At 37.2% G+C, this 18,563-nt stretch carries 15 protein-coding genes; 13 read left to right on the top strand and 2 right to left on the bottom strand.

Features of this window, described 5'->3' with window-relative positions:
* Positions 1–43: 43 nt before the first annotated feature.
* Both ACQ334_RS10055 and ACQ334_RS10060 read right to left on the bottom strand, forming a co-directional pair.
* A complete protein-coding gene (locus ACQ334_RS10055; RefSeq protein ID WP_430988071.1) occupies positions 44–1,393 on the bottom strand; it encodes a sigma-54-dependent transcriptional regulator in 1,350 nt (449 codons plus the stop codon).
* Positions 1,394–1,522: 129 nt separating this feature from the next.
* Positions 1,523–2,737, bottom strand: a complete 1,215-nt coding sequence (locus tag ACQ334_RS10060; protein WP_430988072.1) for a DUF1972 domain-containing protein — start codon at positions 2,735–2,737, stop codon at positions 1,523–1,525.
* Positions 2,738–3,175: 438 nt separating this feature from the next.
* Here ACQ334_RS10060 and ACQ334_RS10065 point away from each other — a divergent pair, with 438 nt between their 5' ends.
* The 13 genes from ACQ334_RS10065 to ACQ334_RS10125 all read left to right on the top strand — a co-directional run bounded on the left by ACQ334_RS10065 (position 3,176) and on the right by ACQ334_RS10125 (position 18,563).
* Positions 3,176–4,549, top strand: a complete 1,374-nt coding sequence (locus ACQ334_RS10065; RefSeq protein WP_430988073.1) for a UDP-glucose dehydrogenase family protein — start codon at positions 3,176–3,178, stop codon at positions 4,547–4,549.
* Between the two features lie 24 nt (positions 4,550–4,573).
* Complete coding sequence (locus ACQ334_RS10070; RefSeq protein WP_430988074.1) at positions 4,574–5,512, top strand: UDP-glucuronic acid decarboxylase family protein; 939 nt, start codon at positions 4,574–4,576, stop codon at positions 5,510–5,512.
* A gap of 399 nt (positions 5,513–5,911) precedes the next feature.
* The gene (locus ACQ334_RS10075) at positions 5,912–6,295 is read left to right on the top strand and encodes an Hpt domain-containing protein (RefSeq protein WP_430988075.1); all 384 of its coding nucleotides are present in this window, start codon (positions 5,912–5,914) and stop codon (positions 6,293–6,295) included.
* A 20-nt stretch (positions 6,296–6,315) separates the two neighbouring features.
* Positions 6,316–6,702 (top strand): response regulator, encoded by a 387-nt coding sequence (locus ACQ334_RS10080; RefSeq protein WP_430988076.1) that lies wholly within the window; start codon positions 6,316–6,318, stop codon positions 6,700–6,702.
* Positions 6,703–6,752: 50 nt separating this feature from the next.
* Positions 6,753–7,955 (top strand): sugar transferase, encoded by a 1,203-nt coding sequence (locus ACQ334_RS10085; protein WP_430988077.1) that lies wholly within the window; start codon positions 6,753–6,755, stop codon positions 7,953–7,955.
* Between the two features lie 25 nt (positions 7,956–7,980).
* Positions 7,981–8,721, top strand: a complete 741-nt coding sequence (locus ACQ334_RS10090) for a TolC family protein (RefSeq protein WP_430988078.1) — start codon at positions 7,981–7,983, stop codon at positions 8,719–8,721.
* A complete protein-coding gene (locus ACQ334_RS10095) occupies positions 8,721–11,129 on the top strand; it encodes a hypothetical protein (protein ID WP_430988079.1) in 2,409 nt (802 codons plus the stop codon). The genes ACQ334_RS10090 and ACQ334_RS10095 overlap by 1 nt, the downstream gene beginning before the upstream one ends.
* A gap of 11 nt (positions 11,130–11,140) precedes the next feature.
* The gene (locus ACQ334_RS10100; RefSeq protein ID WP_430988080.1) at positions 11,141–12,517 is read left to right on the top strand and encodes a lipopolysaccharide biosynthesis protein; all 1,377 of its coding nucleotides are present in this window, start codon (positions 11,141–11,143) and stop codon (positions 12,515–12,517) included.
* Between the two features lie 17 nt (positions 12,518–12,534).
* The gene (locus ACQ334_RS10105; RefSeq protein ID WP_430988081.1) at positions 12,535–14,025 is read left to right on the top strand and encodes an O-antigen ligase family protein; all 1,491 of its coding nucleotides are present in this window, start codon (positions 12,535–12,537) and stop codon (positions 14,023–14,025) included.
* Between the two features lie 10 nt (positions 14,026–14,035).
* A complete protein-coding gene (locus ACQ334_RS10110; RefSeq protein WP_430988082.1) occupies positions 14,036–15,226 on the top strand; it encodes a glycosyltransferase in 1,191 nt (396 codons plus the stop codon).
* A gap of 5 nt (positions 15,227–15,231) precedes the next feature.
* Positions 15,232–16,182, top strand: a complete 951-nt coding sequence (locus ACQ334_RS10115; protein ID WP_430988083.1) for a phosphoribosyltransferase — start codon at positions 15,232–15,234, stop codon at positions 16,180–16,182.
* An 87-nt stretch (positions 16,183–16,269) separates the two neighbouring features.
* A complete protein-coding gene (locus ACQ334_RS10120) occupies positions 16,270–17,457 on the top strand; it encodes a glycosyltransferase (RefSeq protein ID WP_430988084.1) in 1,188 nt (395 codons plus the stop codon).
* A gap of 50 nt (positions 17,458–17,507) precedes the next feature.
* A complete protein-coding gene (locus ACQ334_RS10125; protein ID WP_430988085.1) occupies positions 17,508–18,563 on the top strand; it encodes an acyltransferase family protein in 1,056 nt (351 codons plus the stop codon).

Below are 18,563 nucleotides of genomic sequence, written 5' to 3' on the forward strand. Positions count from 1 at the left end.
GATTTTTAATGCAGCATTGTTACAAGTATCTTCTCTTACATTCTTAAACGGCAATTTCTTTTTGCTGAATCATTTTGTAAATGGTACTCTTGCCAATATCTAATTTACCGGCAGCAGCAATTACATCATTATCGTATTTTTTAAGGAAGTATTTAATGATATCGCAGGTATAATCCCGTAATGTTTTTTCTTCTGCCATAAAAGTCTGATCTCCTTTTGCAGTAGTATAGCTGATATCGGTTGCTTTTATTTCCTGGCCGTCGCACATTACAGCAGCCAGGTCAATCATCGCTTTCAGTTCTCTTACATTACCGGGATAATTATAACGCATCAATTTATCTTTCGCATCCTGTGCAAGATTAATATTACCCATTTTATTATCCTTTGCAAATTCATCGGCAAAATATTTAGCCAGGATCAAAACATCATTTCCCCTTTCTCTTAACGGTGGTAATTCAATCGGCAAACCTATTATCCTGTAATACAGGTCTTCTCTAAAATTGCTTTTCTTTACTTCTTCTGCCAAATCTTTATGCGTTGCAATCAGTAAGCGTACATCTAATTTTACATTTTCATTTCCACCCACACGTATAACTTCTCTTTCCTGTAATACCCTTAATAATTTACTTTGCAAACTAAGATCGAGTTCTGCTATTTCATCTAAAAAAATAGTACCGCCGTTAGCTTCTTCAAATTTACCGGCCTTACGGGCAAGGGCTCCTGTAAAAGCGCCTTTCTCATGGCCGAACAATTCGCTCTCAATAAGTTCTTTGGGAATAGCAGCCATATTTACTGCTACAAAATTTTTCTTTTTACGATCACTATTATAATGAATGGCTTTTGCCACTACTTCTTTACCGGTTCCGGTTTCGCCGGTTATAGATACATTGATATTTGTTTTGGTGGCTTTATCCATCAACTCAAATATTTTTTTAAGTGCCGGGCTCTGGCCTTTTATACTTTTATCAAAAGAGAATTTCTGCCCCAATTCTTCTTTTAACTGGGCCACTTCCTTTTTAAGTTTACCGGTTTCTTTTATTTTAGTTACAGCATTCCACAAAATATCTTTTGTATTGTCGTCTTTAATAAGATAGTCAGCCACCCCCATTTTTAACAGGTTTACTGCAACTGCAATTTCATCCTGCCCGCTGATAACAATCACCGGAACACTATCATCGGTTTCCTTAATTTTCTGGTATAACTTATCCCCGGTATAATCCGGCAGCGAAAAATCGATGGTAATAAGGTCGGGCTTTTTATAAAGGCTGGCGAGACAATCTTTACCGTTAGTAAACCGGGTGATGCTGTAATCGGGATTTAAGGAGAGATGATATTCCAGGATTTCGCCGTACCAGGGATCATCTTCTACAATAAAAATCTTATAAGGTTCCATTGGATAGTGTTAGGTATCAACTTAACGCAACATTAATTTCCAAATTGTGGAACGATACGGAAGTAGAAGTTGTTCTACACCCGGCTGTAGTTGTTTACTACACAACTGCATTTAAACCGAGAATATCCGCTATTTTTTTTCGTACAATAATGATGTGGACTGTAAATGTTTTAACCCCAGGCTGCCTGGTTTTCTTTCGCCGGCTTCTGCTACATCCGGCCTCACAGATATTTTTTTGTTGCTTTTTAAAACACGATGAAAAAGGTAGTTGTATTTTTCAGCAATTACCTCCCAGGTATAGCGGCGGTCGGCCACTTCTTTCATCAGTACACTCTTTTCTTTAAATTCGCTGATACGGGTGTTGCCAATGATGTTGATCAGGTCTTCGGCTGTTTTAAAATAAAACGCTTTATTTTCCGTGGTAGTTCTGTTGGCCGGTACATCAAATGAAAGTATGGGCAGGCCAAGGAACATGGCTTCTACCAGCGAAGGATTGCTACCACCTGCACTATGTCCGTGTATATAAACATAGGCATTACACCTGATAAGATCCAGTTGCTGTTGTTCATCAACAGCGTCTAATAATATCAGGTTGCCGCAATTTTTATATTGTTCCTTCAGTGCAATACCATAACCGCTACTTTTCCAGTTGCCCATCATTACCAAGGTATACTTTTTCATTTTAGAAAAGGCATCCAACACGGTGTGAATATTATTTTGTGGTTCTACGTGGCACACTTTAAAAGCATAAGGTTTTGCAAGAAATGGATAGGCTTCCTTATCAGCAGCAGTAGGTTTAACTGCAATGGTATGATCGGCTCCGTATTCAATTATATTACTCAGGGTACCATAGCGCACAGCCGTATAATCCTGGATAGCTTTGTTATCAGAAATATCTGCGTTTGAATATTTGATCGCTATCTTCTCTGCCCAGCGTAAATACCATTTGGCCAGGATGCTTCTGTTATCTTTCTGCCATTGTATGTTATCAATGGAAATAATAATTTTTTTACTGGTAAATAATTTTACAAAAGGTAACATCCATGCACCTGCCACTCCCAATATCAATAATACATCTGCGTAAAACAATGCATTAAAAATAGAGAAGCCGTCATAAAGAAAACTCTGCAGGCCATTGGATTGCAGTGAAACATATTTCAATCTTGCATGCTGGTATGTTTTTTTCCGGTCTTCTTTTGCAAATTTATATTTAGAACAATAAACGGTCATATCGTACTCACCGCCCAACTGCTTTACAAGATGTTCTGCCAGCGTTTCAAAACCACCACGTTTAGCAGGAATACCAGCTGTGCCAATAATTGCTATCTTTTTTTTACCGGACATAGAATTTTATTAATTTTCCGATAGGTTTCTAAAGCCGTGCCAAAAACAAAACCCTTACCCAGCTTGCATTTCAGGCTGTATCGATTTTATGCTTTTCCATTTTCTGGAAACATTTTCCAAAATAAAAAAAGAACAATTATGATCGATGCCCAAAAGACTATGCTGTAATGTATGGTTACAAAAAGCATTCTTTTAGTATACTGGTACCGATCAGTTGTTGCATTACTACTATTTATTCCCAGGCAGATTTTACTTATATCTTTCGCCGTAATTTTTTTATAAAACAAAAAATTACGGGCAATGCAGTAATTACAGGAACTGGATTTTTTGTCCATATTTCGGAAAATAAAATTGCTGGCATCCACTTAAACTTTTGAATGGCAATCACTTAACGTTTTGGCACTGGCTTTGAAAATGTAGTGGAAAAAATAATATACTATGAAAATTGCCATCGTTGGAAGCGGATACGTCGGCCTTGTTACCGGCGCTTGTTTTTCTGAAGTAGGTATTGATGTTGTTTGTGTTGACATCGACCGAAAAAAAATTGATAACCTCAATAACGGGGTTATTCCTATTTACGAACCTGGCCTGGAAGAAATGCTGCTTCGTAATATGAAGAAGGGCAGGCTTAGTTTTACCACAAATATTGCTACTGCCATTAAAGATTGCGAAGTACTGTTTATTGCAGTAGGTACTCCTCCTGACGAAGATGGCTCTGCCGACCTGAAGTATGTACTTTCGGTTGCCCGTGACTGTGGTAAACATATGGATGATTATTTACTGGTGGTTACCAAAAGCACCGTTCCTGTTGGCACTTCTGAAAAAGTAAGGCTGGCACTACAGGATGAATTGAATAAAAGAGAGGTGGATATTGATTTTGATGTAGCTTCAAATCCTGAATTCTTAAAAGAAGGGGCTGCCATTGATGATTTTTTAAAGCCTGACAGAATTGTGATTGGCCTGGAAAGTGCAAGAGCCAAAGAGCTGATGAAAAGTTTATACAAGCCATTTACGCTTAATGGCCATCCTGTAATTTTTATGGATATCATTTCGGCCGAAATGACCAAGTACGCAGGTAACTCCATGCTGGCTACCAAGATCAGTTTTATGAATGATATCGCCAACCTTTGTGAAATTGTAGGGGCGGATATCAACCTGGTAAGAAAAGGCATTGGTTCGGATTCCCGTATTGGTAATAAATTCATTTATCCCGGTATCGGCTATGGCGGTTCATGCTTTCCCAAAGATGTGCAGGCTTTAATACAAACAGCCGGTGAATTCAATTATAACCTTCGTGTATTAAAAGCTGTTGAAGAAGTAAATAAAGATCAGAAATTAGTACTGTTCAATAAGATCATGAATTTCTTTGAAGGTGATATCAATGGTAAAACCATTGCTTTGTGGGGGCTTTCTTTTAAACCACAGACTGATGACATGCGTGAAGCTCCTTCTTTAATAATAGTTAAAAAACTTTTAGAAGCCGGCGCAAAAGTAAAAGCTTACGATCCGGTTGCTATTAAAGAAGCCAAACATCATTTTGGTGACACTATTGCCTATTGCGAAGATCAATACGAAACATTAATTGATGCTGATTGTGTGGCTATACTTACCGAATGGCCCGAGTTTAAATTTCCCAACTTTAAGATCATAAAAAAATTATTAAATACCCCTGCTGTATTTGATGGCCGTAATATTTATGATAAAGCAGAAATGCAACAAAACGGGTTTGATTATTTCTGTATTGGAGTGGATACCACCAGGCAACCTGCACAGATCAACGCTGCTCAATTAGAAACACTTTTAAAAGATTAATTACCCTGATAAAACCCTTTTTCTATGACACGTAAAAAAGTTTTGGTTACCGGTGGTGCCGGATTTGTTGGTTCGCATTTGTGCGACAGGTTGTTAAAAGAAGGCAATGAAGTTTTTTGCCTGGATAATTTTTTTACCGGGCAAAAACAGAATATTGTACACCTGCTGGATAATCCATTTTTTGAATTGATCCGCCATGATGTGACTGCACCTTTTTTTATTGAAGCTGATGAAATATATAACCTGGCATGCCCTGCATCTCCTATACATTACCAATACAACGCTATCAAAACCATGAAGACATCGGTAATGGGAGCGATCAATATGCTGGGATTGGCAAAACGGATAAAAGCAAAAATTCTGCAGGCTTCTACCAGCGAAGTATATGGTGATCCATTGGTGCATCCGCAACCGGAATCTTACTGGGGCCATGTAAATCCTATTGGCGAACGCTCTTGTTACGATGAAGGCAAACGCTCTGCAGAAACTTTGTTTGTAAATTATCACAAACAGAATGATGTTAAGATCAAGATCATCAGGATATTTAATACCTATGGCCCCCGCATGCACCCTAACGATGGCAGGGTGGTGAGCAACTTTATTGTACAGGCATTGCAAAACCATGATATCACCATTTATGGCGAAGGACAACAAACCAGGAGTTTTCAATATGTAGATGACCTGGTAGAAGGTATGATACGCATGATGGCCTCGTCTGATCAGTTTACCGGCCCGGTAAATATTGGTAACCCCAGTGAGTTTACTATCCTTGAATTAGCCGAAAAAGTGATTGCACTTACAGGATCAAAATCAAAGATCATTAATATGCCTTTACCGGCTGATGATCCGATGATGCGGCAGCCGGATATTTCTCTTGCTAAAAAAGAACTGAAATGGTCGCCGGAAATTGAACTGGAAGAAGGATTGGCAAAAACCATTGCCTATTTTAAGTCAATCATCTGATTGTAAAATAAGTTATAGAAAAAAGTTACTCCATTGCTTTAACTTTTTCATCTTATAAAAATAGCATTACTATCAATTGATTATAGTAATGCTATTTTTTTCGGTTTTATTTTGACACAAGTGCAGTTGTACAGGAACTATTAAACCCCGAACAGGTTTATACCGGTCATTATACTTAAACCGGGGCTGGAAAACATCCAGAATGTGGAAACAGGCTTTTTTAACCGTACAGTTTATAGAAATCACATTCCCTATTTTGGAAAATTGTTCCGGTTTATAGAATGACATATTAAAGCTTGTTTTCTAACTGGTTGATTGAGTATATTTTAAAGTGCATTTTATTTTGGCACAAGTATGGACTAATAATTCATGAACAGATAATAACAAATCCAATAACACATGAACCAATCTGAAAATACAATTCCGGCAAACGCCGTAAACTCACCTGAAAAATTATACGAACTGAGCATGATTGAACAATTATGCAGGGGTAACCAGGAACAGGTAATTAAAATGATCAGTGTTTTTATTGATCAGGTTCCGCCATCGGTAGAAGAGATAAAGATAGCATACGGTAAACGGGATTTTTTGGCCATTAAAAAAACAGCACACAAAATAAAACCAACATTAACTTATTACGGCATTGCGTTACTGGAAAAAGATATTCGCTTTATTGAGGCATTGGCAGAAACAGAATCAGCAAATGAATTAGCCATAAAAATAAAAAAATTAGACGAAGTGATCACTGCAGTGGCAGCGCAAATGAAAAAAGACTATTTGTAAATACTAATAAAACCCACCCTATGAAGAAAAAAATTTTGGTAGTAGATGATGAAATAAGCATCTGCCTTTTATTGGAAAACTTTCTTTCGCAAGATTACGATGTAGTTACTATTAATGATGGCGAAGAAGCACTTGAATGGCTGGAAGGCAACCTTCCGGATCTTATTATCAGCGATATTCAAATGAGTAAAATGGACGGCTATACTTTTTTAGCTAAAGTACGTGAACGTGGCTTTACAAAGCATACGCCATTTGTAATGTTATCAGCAAAATCAGAAAGTAAAGAGCGGATAAAATGTTACAAACTCGGTGCACAGGATTACCTCACTAAACCATTTAATCCCGAAGAGCTGGAAGAGCTTGTAAAAAAGAATCTTTTCCCTATTCACTTTTCACTGGCCTGGTAGTTTTTTGAAAAATAATATTACGCCACAATTTAAATATCCTACTGATCAACATGAACCCACTTCTTCACATACTATACATTGGTAAATCAAGAGAGTATTTCGAAAGAATAAACCAGAAAGAACAGTTTTCAATTTCTGTTGTAGAAAATGCGCTGGAAGCTGTAAACTATCTTAACTCAAGCAGGCAGCCTGATGCTATCATCTGCAATTACAATCTTACAGGGCAAAATGGTTTATATTTATTTGACTGGATAAGAGAACGCCCTACATACAATGCCACCCCTTTCGTTCTTTTAGCAAATGAATTCAACAGTGAAGTTTTTAAATTAGCATTTACTAAACGTGTAGATGATTTTTTTGTAACCCCTGTTACCCCACCGGATGATGTGATCAACAGGATAGAATACCTGTATAATTTCAGGAAAAATATAGACAACACAACTGCTGCACCGGCAAAAATTACTGAAGTGTATAAAATGCCTTTATCAAAACGCATTTTTGATATTGTTGTAGCTTCTGCTGTGCTCTTAATAGCATCACCATTTTTATTGCTGATCATATTAGCCATCAGGCTGGAGTCTAAAGGCAAAGTATATTACATTGCAAAAAGAGTAGGCCGTAAAACTTTTGATTTTTACAAACTGCGTTCCATGAGAACCGGTTCGGATGACCTGTTGAAAAAACTGGCGAAGGAAAAAAATCAATACAATAATTCATCAAAGCAATCAGACGACATATTAAATGCCCCATGCCCAAGGTGCAGTAAGTTGCCTGCGGGTGAAACCTGTTCGCCTGTGATGTATGTAGATACACACCAGGTATGCGACTACTGGTACAATGTGCAAAAGAAAGAAGCTGCAAAAAACAATTCCACTTTTGTAAAGATTGTTGATGATCCACGCATTACAAGAGTAGGCAAATTTATAAGAAACACCAGCATCGATGAATTACCGCAGCTGATCAATGTGATCAAAGGCGATATGTCGATTGTAGGCAACCGGCCTTTACCAGTGTACGAAGCTGAATTATTAACCGGCGATATTTTATCAAAAAGATTTCTTGCCCCCGCAGGCATTACCGGCTTATGGCAGGTTGAGCTGAGAGGCAAAGGCGGTAAGATGTCTGAAGATGAAAGAAAGCGTTTGGATAATGAATACGCAGATCATTTTAAAGGCAACAATTTTTCTTTCTGGTACGACATCAAACTTATTTTACGCACCATACCGGCATTATTACAAAAAGGTTCTGTTTAAAAATACCCTGATAAAATCCAACACCATGAAATCTCTTTTAAAATTCATTCTTATTTACAGCATCACCTGTTGCATTTGTGTTACTGTAACAGCACAGGACAGTATCGTAAATAAAAAAGAAATGGTTTTTCCTCCGTTACCAAGCCTTATAGATTCTGCTATTAAACACAATGCTGCTGTACAGTACCGCAGGCTTGAAATTGAGGTACGTGAATCTAATGTGACCACACAGCGTAATGGCTGGTTAAGAAACCTTGGCGTACAAGGCGACTCCCGTTATGGAACAATAGATGCTTTTTCCACCAATGCAAATGGTGTGTCTTCAAATTTTTCAAATACCACCAGCAAGCAATTGAACTACGCAGCAGGTGTGTATGTAAAGATTCCAATTTTTGACCTGGTAAACCGTAAAAACCAGGTTAAACAGGCAAAGACTGAAGTGGAAGAAGCAAAACGTTTAGCGGAATCACAGGAAGCGGAAATAAGGCAAATAGTAATAAAACAATACCAGGATGTAATACTGAAACAAAAATTGCTAACCATAAAATCTTTAAACCTTGGTAGTGCTACCGTAAATATGGAAATGGTAGAAAAAGAATTCCGCAATGGCGTGATCCCTGTTACAGAATACGTCCGCCTTTCTGATATGACCGCAAGAATCCAGTCCGATTACGAGTTGGCCAAATCAGATTTCATATTAGCTAAGCAATTGCTGGAAGACACAGTTGGATTCACATTCGCTAACACCAATTCAAAAGGTAACTAATGAAAATTGTTGGACTGATAAGATTAATGATCAAGCATTGGGTATTGTTACTCGTTGCGCCGCTATTACTTGCAGGGCTGGTAATAATGCTTACAAAAGAACCCAAACTTAGTTATACTTCATCAACAGTATTATATACCGGCCTTGCTACCGGCTCTTCTATCGAAATGGAGAAGACCTTTAATTATTTTGCTACCAACACTGCCTTCGACAATTTGATCAATATCATTAAATCAAGAGAAACACAGGAAGAAGTAGCCATCAGGTTATTGAGCCAGCATTTATTGTTACCAAAGGCTGATCCTAAATATATTTCACCTAAACTATATGCCGAGTTAAAGAAAAAAATTCCTGCTTACCTGTATGCCTATGTTGTAAACAATAAAAATACAGGAAGAGTGCCAACAGATTCTACACAAAACAGCATCGACGATTCTTCATCAGCTGATACCCGTGATACTGCAAGTTTATTTCCTGCAGCTGTAGATCATGCAGACTATGAAAAAACAGTGGCACAACTAACTGCACTCATGAAAAGCAGCGATACCAATTACGTATACAAATTATTGAACTATGCTGATGAGCATTATTCTATAAAAGCGATATCAACTATAAAAGCAGAAAGGATTGCCAACAGCGATCTGATAAAACTCACTTATGAGGTTAATGACCCTGGTATTTGCCAGCAAACATTAGCCATCTTTAATGAAGTGTGCATAAAAAATTATAAACACATTAAAGAGAATCGCTCTGATGCTGTGGTAAAATATTTTGAATCGCAACTATCCCAGGCCAATGTACAATTAAAAATTGCAGAAGATAAATTGCTGGGTTTTAATAAATCCAACAACATTATTAACTATTACGAGCAAAGCAAGGCAGTAGCGGTAGTAAAAGAAGATATGGAGGTGGACTACAATAATAAAAAAGCACAGCTGGCGGGTACAGAAGCTGCTACAAAAAGACTGGAAGAAAAATTGAATATTCAGCAACTGGTACAATTAAAAAGCAATGCGGTACTTGAAAAAAGAAAACAATTAGGAGATATCAATTTTGAAATTGCAACTGTGGAAAGTGATGCCGTACCAGATGATAATAACACTAAGAAATTAACCGCCTTAAAAAATCAATCGGAGAACCTTAAAAACGACATTAAGAAAAGTGTAGGTGAATTATATTCTTATCAGAATTCTGTAGAAGGGTTACCTGTTGGTACAGTGCTTAATAACTGGATCGCCAATGTTATTGAATCGGAAAACCTGAAGGCAAAGATCAAGGTAATGGACCAGCGCAATAAAGATTTTCAGCAGCAGTACGCTATCTATGCACCCGCAGGCGCCAACATTAAAAGGATTGAAAGAGAGATCTCTGTTTCAGAACAAGGCTACCTTGAAATCCTGCACGGTTTAAATTTAGCCAAACTTAAATTGCAGGATAACGAATTAACTTCCAATTTAAAAGCTGTTGATCCGCCTTATTTTCCTTTACAACCCATTGCTACCAAAAGAGCAGTACTTGTAATTGCAGCCGCCTTTCTTGGTTTTATTTTAGTGTTGGGTATCATTTTAACCATGGAATATTTAGATGATACTTTAAAGAATTTAAAAAGAGCAGCGAAGACCTTACAACTACCAGCTGCCGGAATGTTGCCAAAAATATTACTGAATCCGGGATCCATTAATCTTCCTTTTATTCAAAATCGTTTGCTGGAGATAAGTACACAAAATATCGAACAGTTTTTAAGCACACATAACTCAGCGAATGCAGTAAAAACAATTTTGCTTTTAAGCACCATGGAGAAAGAAGGCAAATCTGTTGTTGCCGGTAATGTCGCTAAAAAATTAATCGAGGAAGGAAAAAAAGTATTATTACTGACTTACACAAAAAAACAGCAACCGCTTAAGCTGCAAAGAAAATTTCCGCTGCTCAACCGGCTTTTGGGTTACCAGGACCCAAGGATAGATTTTAATAATTCCTTTTTAGCAGACCCTTCAGATTACCTGCAGGCTTCAGAATATTTTACTTATAACATCAACGAACAGTTTTATAAGGCCAAAGACTATACAACAATTCTTCAGGAAAATAATATCACCATAGATTTTGTGCCCGATTATGTTTTAATAGAATTGCCGGCATTGATATATAATAACTACCCTGCTGACCTGGTGGCGGCCGCTGATATGTCTATTGTGGTTTGCCGTTCTAACAGGTTATGGTCAGAAGCAGACCAGGCAGCATTGAATAACCTGTTACCACTTGCCGGAACAAAAATGAATTTCATCATCAATGGTGTTGAACTGAAAGAAGTAGAATCAGTGTTGGGTGATCTGCCTAAAAAAAGCAGCACATTCAGAAAAAAAATAAAAAACTTTTTCCGCTTTCAATTCTTTTCTAAAAACCAGATATAAAAAAACATCCTTTGAAAAAGAAGCTTAACAAGATTGTACGAGAAGATAATTTTCTTTCCTTAACAGGGAATCTTGTTATTGCATTATTTGGTATATCCGGTTTTGCAATATTGGCAAGAAGTTTATCTGTAGATATGTTTGGCCAATGGGTATTACTAATTGCAGCAGGATCATTTATAGAAATGTTCAGGTTTGGAATTACCAATACCGGTTTAATAAGGTATTTATCAGGAGCAACGGAAGAAGCCCGCATTAAACTAATTGGTTCCAATGCTTTGATTGGTGCTGCAGCAACAATCATTATTGCCATTATTATTATTGGCTGCAATATTTTCTTTTACCAATCCATACAGCATTCGGGATACGGGCTGTTTTTTACCTGGTATCCATTATTGGCTGTCGTAAATCTTCCCTGGAATAATGCTTTAGTTGTTTTGCAGGCGGATAGAAATTATGGTAAAATATTAGCGTTGAAAGCAATCAACAGTGGTGGCTTCTTTATTATACTGGTAGTAAATTTTTATTTTTTAAAAATGACGCTGCTTCAGATTGTAATAGCAAATATTATCATTAATGTACTCACCTCTTTAGTAAGCATCATTGCAGGCTGGGACGGGTTAAAGCATATTAAAAAAGCAACTGTGGCTACTAATAAAACTTTACTGCACTTTGGAAAATATACCACCTTCACACTGGTGGGCACCAATCTTTTACGTAGTGCCGATACATTAATTATCAGCTTAAGCCCTTTAGGAAATGCAGCAGTTGCATTGTACAGCATTCCGCTTAAGCTTACAGAACTACAGCAAATACCATTACGCAGTTTTGCTGCAACGGCTTTTCCAAAAATGTCCAAAGCAAGTTTACAGGGAAAAGTTGCTGAAGTAAAAGAATTATTTTATACCTATTCCGGCGCACTTACTTATTTATTCATTTTCGTTAGCCTGTTCACTTTTGCATTTGCCGATTTGTTTGTTCTTTTTCTTGCAGGAAAACAATATGTACAAACAGATCCCGCCACAGGGTTCAATGCAGTAAATATTGTTCGTGTATTTTCTTTATACGGATTATTACTCCCAATCGACAGGATGACAGGAATTGGATTAGACAGTATCAACAAACCCAACATCAATGCACTGAAAGTATTGTTTATGGTTATCGCCAATATTGCAGGAGACCTCATCGCCATTTTTATATTCAAATCTTTAATTCTGGTGGCAGTGGCGTCTATACTTTTCACACTGCTGGGCATCTGGATAGGAATGATCTTCTTAAACAAAGAATTGAGTTTGCACTACGGTGAGATTTTTACGCATGGTGCTAAATTTTACAGATCAATTTTTAATAAACTCACTAATTACCGTTATGTCAGAGTTGCAAAGCTATGATAAAACACTTTTTATAAATGACCTTAGAAAGTAACATACACCCGTTTGAAAATTATTCCGGATCATCACGCCTGGCAAAGCCCGGCTTCGTGGTATTGTTACTGGTAGTAGTAAGCGTATTTGCATTGATTGCTGCCAAAATGCAGTTACTGGGTATCGGTGTATTATTCGGATTGTTTTTGGGTGTTGTGTATTTATACCTTCTTTTCACAAAACCAATTATCGGATTATATACCAGCGTTGCATTGAGTTTTATATTGATTGGTATGGGGCGATATGTAAAAGATGTGCAGGTGGGTTTGGGTATGGATGCTATCCTTATCCTCACCTACCTGGCTTTGATTATGAATAAGTTCAGGGAAAGAGTAAACTGGGCTCCTGCAGCAAAAGACATTACCTTTTTAGCATTCATCTGGCTGTGTTACTCACTCTTTGAAATAGTGAATCCCGAAGCACACAGTATGGCGGCATGGTTTTCGGGCCGTGGTGTATCAGTATACATGTTTTTGTTAGTGCCCTTAACATTAATGTTTATCAACAGTAACCGCAAATTAGATTTCTTTCTTTACGTATGGGGAACCTTCTCCATACTGGCTTCATTAAAAGGTATCATGCAATTAAAATTTGGTGTGGATTATGCAGAGCAGGCATGGCTGAACGAAGGCAATTATAAAACGCATATTTTATTTGGTAAGCTAAGGGTATTTTCTTTTTTAAGCGATGCCGGCCAGTTTGGTGGTAACCAGGCTTACACCGCGGTAGTGGCTACTATTTATTCGATGGCGATAAAAAATAACAAGCCAAAAAAATTATTCTTTGTTGCAGTGGCAATTTTAGGTTTTTACGGAATGATCATCTCGGGTACACGTGGTGCAATCAGTATCCCGTTAGCTGGCTTCATGACTTTTTTTGTATTGCGTAAAAATATCAAGGTATTAAGTTATGGTGTTGCATTATTAGCCCTTGTTTTTATTTTCTTCCGTTTTACTACTATTGGACAAGGCAACGACCAGATACGAAGAATGCGTACTGCATTTGACCCTAATGACGCTTCATTGCAGGTAAGACTGGATAATCAGAAACTATTGAAAAAATACCTTGCCTCACGCCCATTCGGTGGTGGCATCGGGCACGGTGGTGTAAAGGCACAAAGATATTTACCTAATGCATTTCTTTCACAAGTGGCAACTGATAGCTGGTATGTATTGGTTTGGGTAGAGCAGGGAATTGTTGGTTTGCTATTGCACTTATTTATTCTTTTTTATACCGTTGGAAAAGCTTCTTACAAAGTGATGTTTAAAATACGGGATCCGCTCTTAAAATTAAAAATAGCGGCACTCATTTCCGGCATGGTGGGAGTAATGGCGGCATCTTATGGTAATGCAGTGTTAGGTGGAATGCCTACGGGTATATTGATCTATATCTCCATGGCAGTAATGTTGAATTCAGAAATGCTGGATATACCAAAAGAAGAAATACAACCCAACCCAATAAAAATAAAAAATTAAAACCTAATCTATGAAAGGCAAAGATTTTATCATCACCGGGCTTCAATCATGGGATATCCCCATCGGTTCCAATGCTATTGATATTGCAAAAGAAATAGCCATTGATAACAGGGTGTTGTATGTAAATAGTCCATTAGACATGATGACCATGTACAGGAATAAACCTACTGCAGAAACCAGCCGCCGCCTGGAAGTTTTAAAAAAACGAAAAAAGCCCATCAGGAAAATTTCTAAAAATCTATGGGTGCTTGATTTTCCATTTTATGTGTGGTCTATCAACGGATTACCCGATGGATTTCTTTTTGATTTTTTTAATAAAGCTAATAACAGGAAGATATTTCGCTACACCAAAAAAGTAGCAGACAAATTAGGTTTTATTAATCCTATTCATTTTATTGATAACGACATCTACCGCAGTTTTTATGCAAAGCAAATATTAGACCCAAAGCTTTCGGTATACTATCGCAGAGATAATGTACAGCCTTATGCCTATTGGAAAAAACATGCGGTTCGTTTAGAGCCAAAGCTGATACACAAGAGTGATCTTGTAGTTTGCAACTCGCCGCAACTGGCTGACTATGCAAAAAATTTCAACAACAAAAGTTATGATGTTGGACAGGGTGTTGACCTTTCGGCTTACAACACAGAAATGGATTTTCCGGTTCCTGCAGCATTGCAGGCAATACCACAACCAAGAATTGGATACATCGGCGATATTAACAGCATGCGCTTAGATGCTGACCTTATTTACGAATTGGCAAAAAGCAAACCTGGTTATTCTTTTGTGATGATTGGCAATGAAGACAAGGTATTTGCAGCTCATGCATTGCACAATTTAAAAAATGTACACTTCACCGGAAGCATTGCCAAACAACAGGTGCCCGAATATATGAATGCGTTAGATGTTTGCTTAAATCCACAATTGATAAATGAAATCACCATTGGTAATTATCCCCGTAAAGTAGATGAATACCTGGCATTGGGCAAACCAGTTATCGCCACCACCACACACACCATGGAATTATTTAAAGACCATGTGTATTTATGTGCTGATGTAAATGAATATAAGACAGCTGTTGAAAAAGCATTGATTGAAAATAGTGAAGAGAAAAAAAATCAACGCATCATTTTTGCCAGGTCACATTCATGGCACAATAATGTGCAGGAGATATACAACCAGATTGAAAAAATTATAAACTAAATCCTATGAATTACAGAAATATCCGTGACCTGAATAACATCATACTTAAAAGACTAAGTATTATTCCCCGTGATTTTGATTTGATAGTGGGTGTGCCCAGGAGTGGCATGTTGCCTGCAAACCTGTTATCATTATATCTTAACAGGCCATACACCGATATACATTCTTTTATGAATGGCCATATTTATAAAGCCGGTGCAAGAGGCCAGTTTTTTGATATTAAACAATTTAAAAAAATACTGGTGGTAGATGATAGCGTTGCTTCTGGTGCAGCATTGCAGGAATGCAAAGAAAATCTGAAAGAGCTTGCTTCGCAATTCGACATTAAGTACTGTGCAGTGTATGTAATTCCGGGAAAAGAAAAAACCGTGGACTATTTTTTTGAAACTGTTCCTTTACCAAGGTATTTTCAATGGAATATTCTTAATCATACCACATTAGAAAAAGCCTGCTTTGATATTGATGGCGTTTTATGTGCCGATCCTTTACCCGAACAAAATGATGATGGAGAAAAATACATCGATTTTATTTTGAATGCTCCGCCATTATTTATTCCCGGCAGTAAAATAGGTACTATCGTTACCTCTCGTTTAGAAAAATACCGCAAAGAAACTGAAACCTGGCTGAAAGCTAACAATGTAAAATATAATGACCTTGTAATGCTTGACTTACCCGATATGGAAGCAAGGCAAAAAGCCAATAACCACGGAGGCCATAAAGCCAAAGCATATATGGCAAAACCTTATGTGCTGTTTGTAGAGAGTGAACTTACACAAGCTATACAGATTAATAAGATCGCAAAAAAACCTGTGTTATGTACTGCTAATTTCGAAATGATATTTGATTCCGAATCGGTACTGTACAATTTAAAGAGTGGTAAATACCTGCCCTTCCTGCGTAAGTATGCATTGAAAGTAAGGAACAAGATCAAACAAAAAAAGGCCGTAAAAAAATAAAAATATTACTATGCTTTTACAATTATTACATCAGTTACTGGCCGGAATGTGTGAGCAACCGGGTGTATTAAAACCTATTTATATTTTATGCTAACTTATAATTCAATACAAACAGTTATCCTGGTTTTACTAAGCCTGGCAACGGTATACATTTTTGTATTTTCTTTTGCAGGTTTGTTTTATAAACAACGGCCATATAAAAATCCCGGTACCTTCAGAAAGGTTGCTGTACTCATTCCCGGTTACCAGGAAGATGAAGTGATACTGGAAGTAGCCCAATCTGCTTTATTGCAAAGCTATCCAAAAGAATTTTTTGATGTAGTGATCATCGCCGATTCCTTTCAGCAGAAAACTTTAGATAGTTTAAAAGCATTGCCTGTAAAACTGATTGAAGTGAGTTTTGATAAAAGCACCAAATCAAAAGCACTAAACAAAGCAATGGCAACACTTACCGATGCCTATGATATTGCTGTTGTACTGGATGCAGATAATTTAATGGCCCGTGATTTTCTGGGCAAAGTAAATGCTGCTTTTGAAGATGGTTGTATAGCAGTACAGGGCCACCGCACTGCAAAGAATACCAATAATTCCTGGGCAATACTGGATGCGGTGAGTGAAGAGATCAATAATAATATTTTCAGAAAAGGCCACAGGGTTATGGGGCTTTCCTCGGCTATCATTGGATCGGGCATGGCTTTTAAATACGATTATTTTAAATCCCTGATGAGCACTGTTACTGCTGTAGGTGGTTTTGATAAAGAGATAGAATTAAAAATGTTAAAAGCCGGCCATAAAATTCTATACCTTGATGATGCCCTGGTTTTTGATGAAAAGATACAGAAGGCAGATGTATTCGGCAACCAGCGCCGCCGCTGGCTTTCGGCACAATTACATTATTTCAGAAAAGATTTTTTATCTGCTCTTAAAGATCTTTTTATCAAAGGTAATATTGATTACTTCGATAAAGCCATCCAGTTTATTCAACCACCAAGGGTTTTATTATTGGGGTCAGTGATTCTCTTTGGTGTATCATTTGTTACTGCAAATTATGTGTTGCACAACACTGAGGTGTTTTCAACAAGCTGGATAGCTATTGGCATCGCATGCTTACTGTCATTTTTATTTTCAATCCCGGGGTCGTTTTATAATTCTAAAACACTACATGCCCTAATTAGCTTACCAAAAGGGATGTTGATGATGTTGCTATCCTTGCTAAAAATAAAAGGCGCTAATAAAAAATTCATTCATACCAAACATACTGCAAGTTCGCAATAGCTGTAAAGCATTACTAAAACAGTAAAATATTAAATCCTAACCAAAACCCTATGAAAAAAAACCGATTAGAAAAACTTGAAGCACTGCGTGGATTTGCAGCGCTGTATGTGGTATTTTTTCATACACTTCCGCAAAAAATCTATTTGCTTGGTATAAATGTGGGTGCCATTTTCCGCTTTGGCCCCGAGGCTGTAATTGTATTTTTTGTATTGAGTGGTTTTGTAATTAAATATACTTTTGAAAGATCGGCCAATAAAACTTTCAAATATTATTTCATCCGCCGTTTTATCAGGTTATACATTCCCTTATTCTTCATATTTATTTTAGGTTATGGTCTAAAATGTTACAGCGAAGGTGCATTGGCTGATCCTGACTGGAAAACTTTATTGGGAAATATTTTTATGCTGCAGGATGTGATCTCCCAAAAACCTAATGTCATCTCCGCTGCTTATATGGGCAATGGCGTGTTATGGTCACTATCTTACGAGTGGTGGTTTTATATGCTGTTCTTTTTTCTGTCTAAAAATATAAGTAGTGATAAACTGAATAAATGGGTGAGCATAATAGTAATAGTTGCCGCAGCTTCTTACGTTATCTATCCCTTCATTGTAAACCGGCTGGCTATGTATTTTGCCATCTGGTGGATCGGTGTCCGCTTTGCAGATACGTATATCAAAGGAGAAAAATACAGTATCAAATCAATACTGCCTTATGCTTATGTATTGTTTATCATTACTGCAATATTGGTATTCAATCTGTACATTCATTACTCCTACACCAAAATTTACAGCTACCCGCTGGTGGCTTATCCATTTATCGAATTACGGCATTTTGTTTTTGCTATCATGGTAATGTTTGGGGCCATCGCCTGGCAAAATTTAAAATGGGTGGGTTTCAATTCCATATTTGGAATATTTAAATACCTGGCACCATGTTCTTATGTCATCTACATTTCACATCATTACCTGGTAGTAGAAGCTACCTATCTGAATTTTATTAACAACAAAGTAATTGAATACGGATTGTATATTCTCATCATGATCATTTTCTCTTACATAGTGGAAGTGGTGATCTATAACAGGATAAGAAAAGTTTTGATCGGTTAA

This window comes from Ferruginibacter sp. SUN106 (assembly GCF_050611765.1).
In the GTDB taxonomy this organism is placed as follows: Bacteria; Bacteroidota; Bacteroidia; order Chitinophagales; family Chitinophagaceae; genus Ferruginibacter.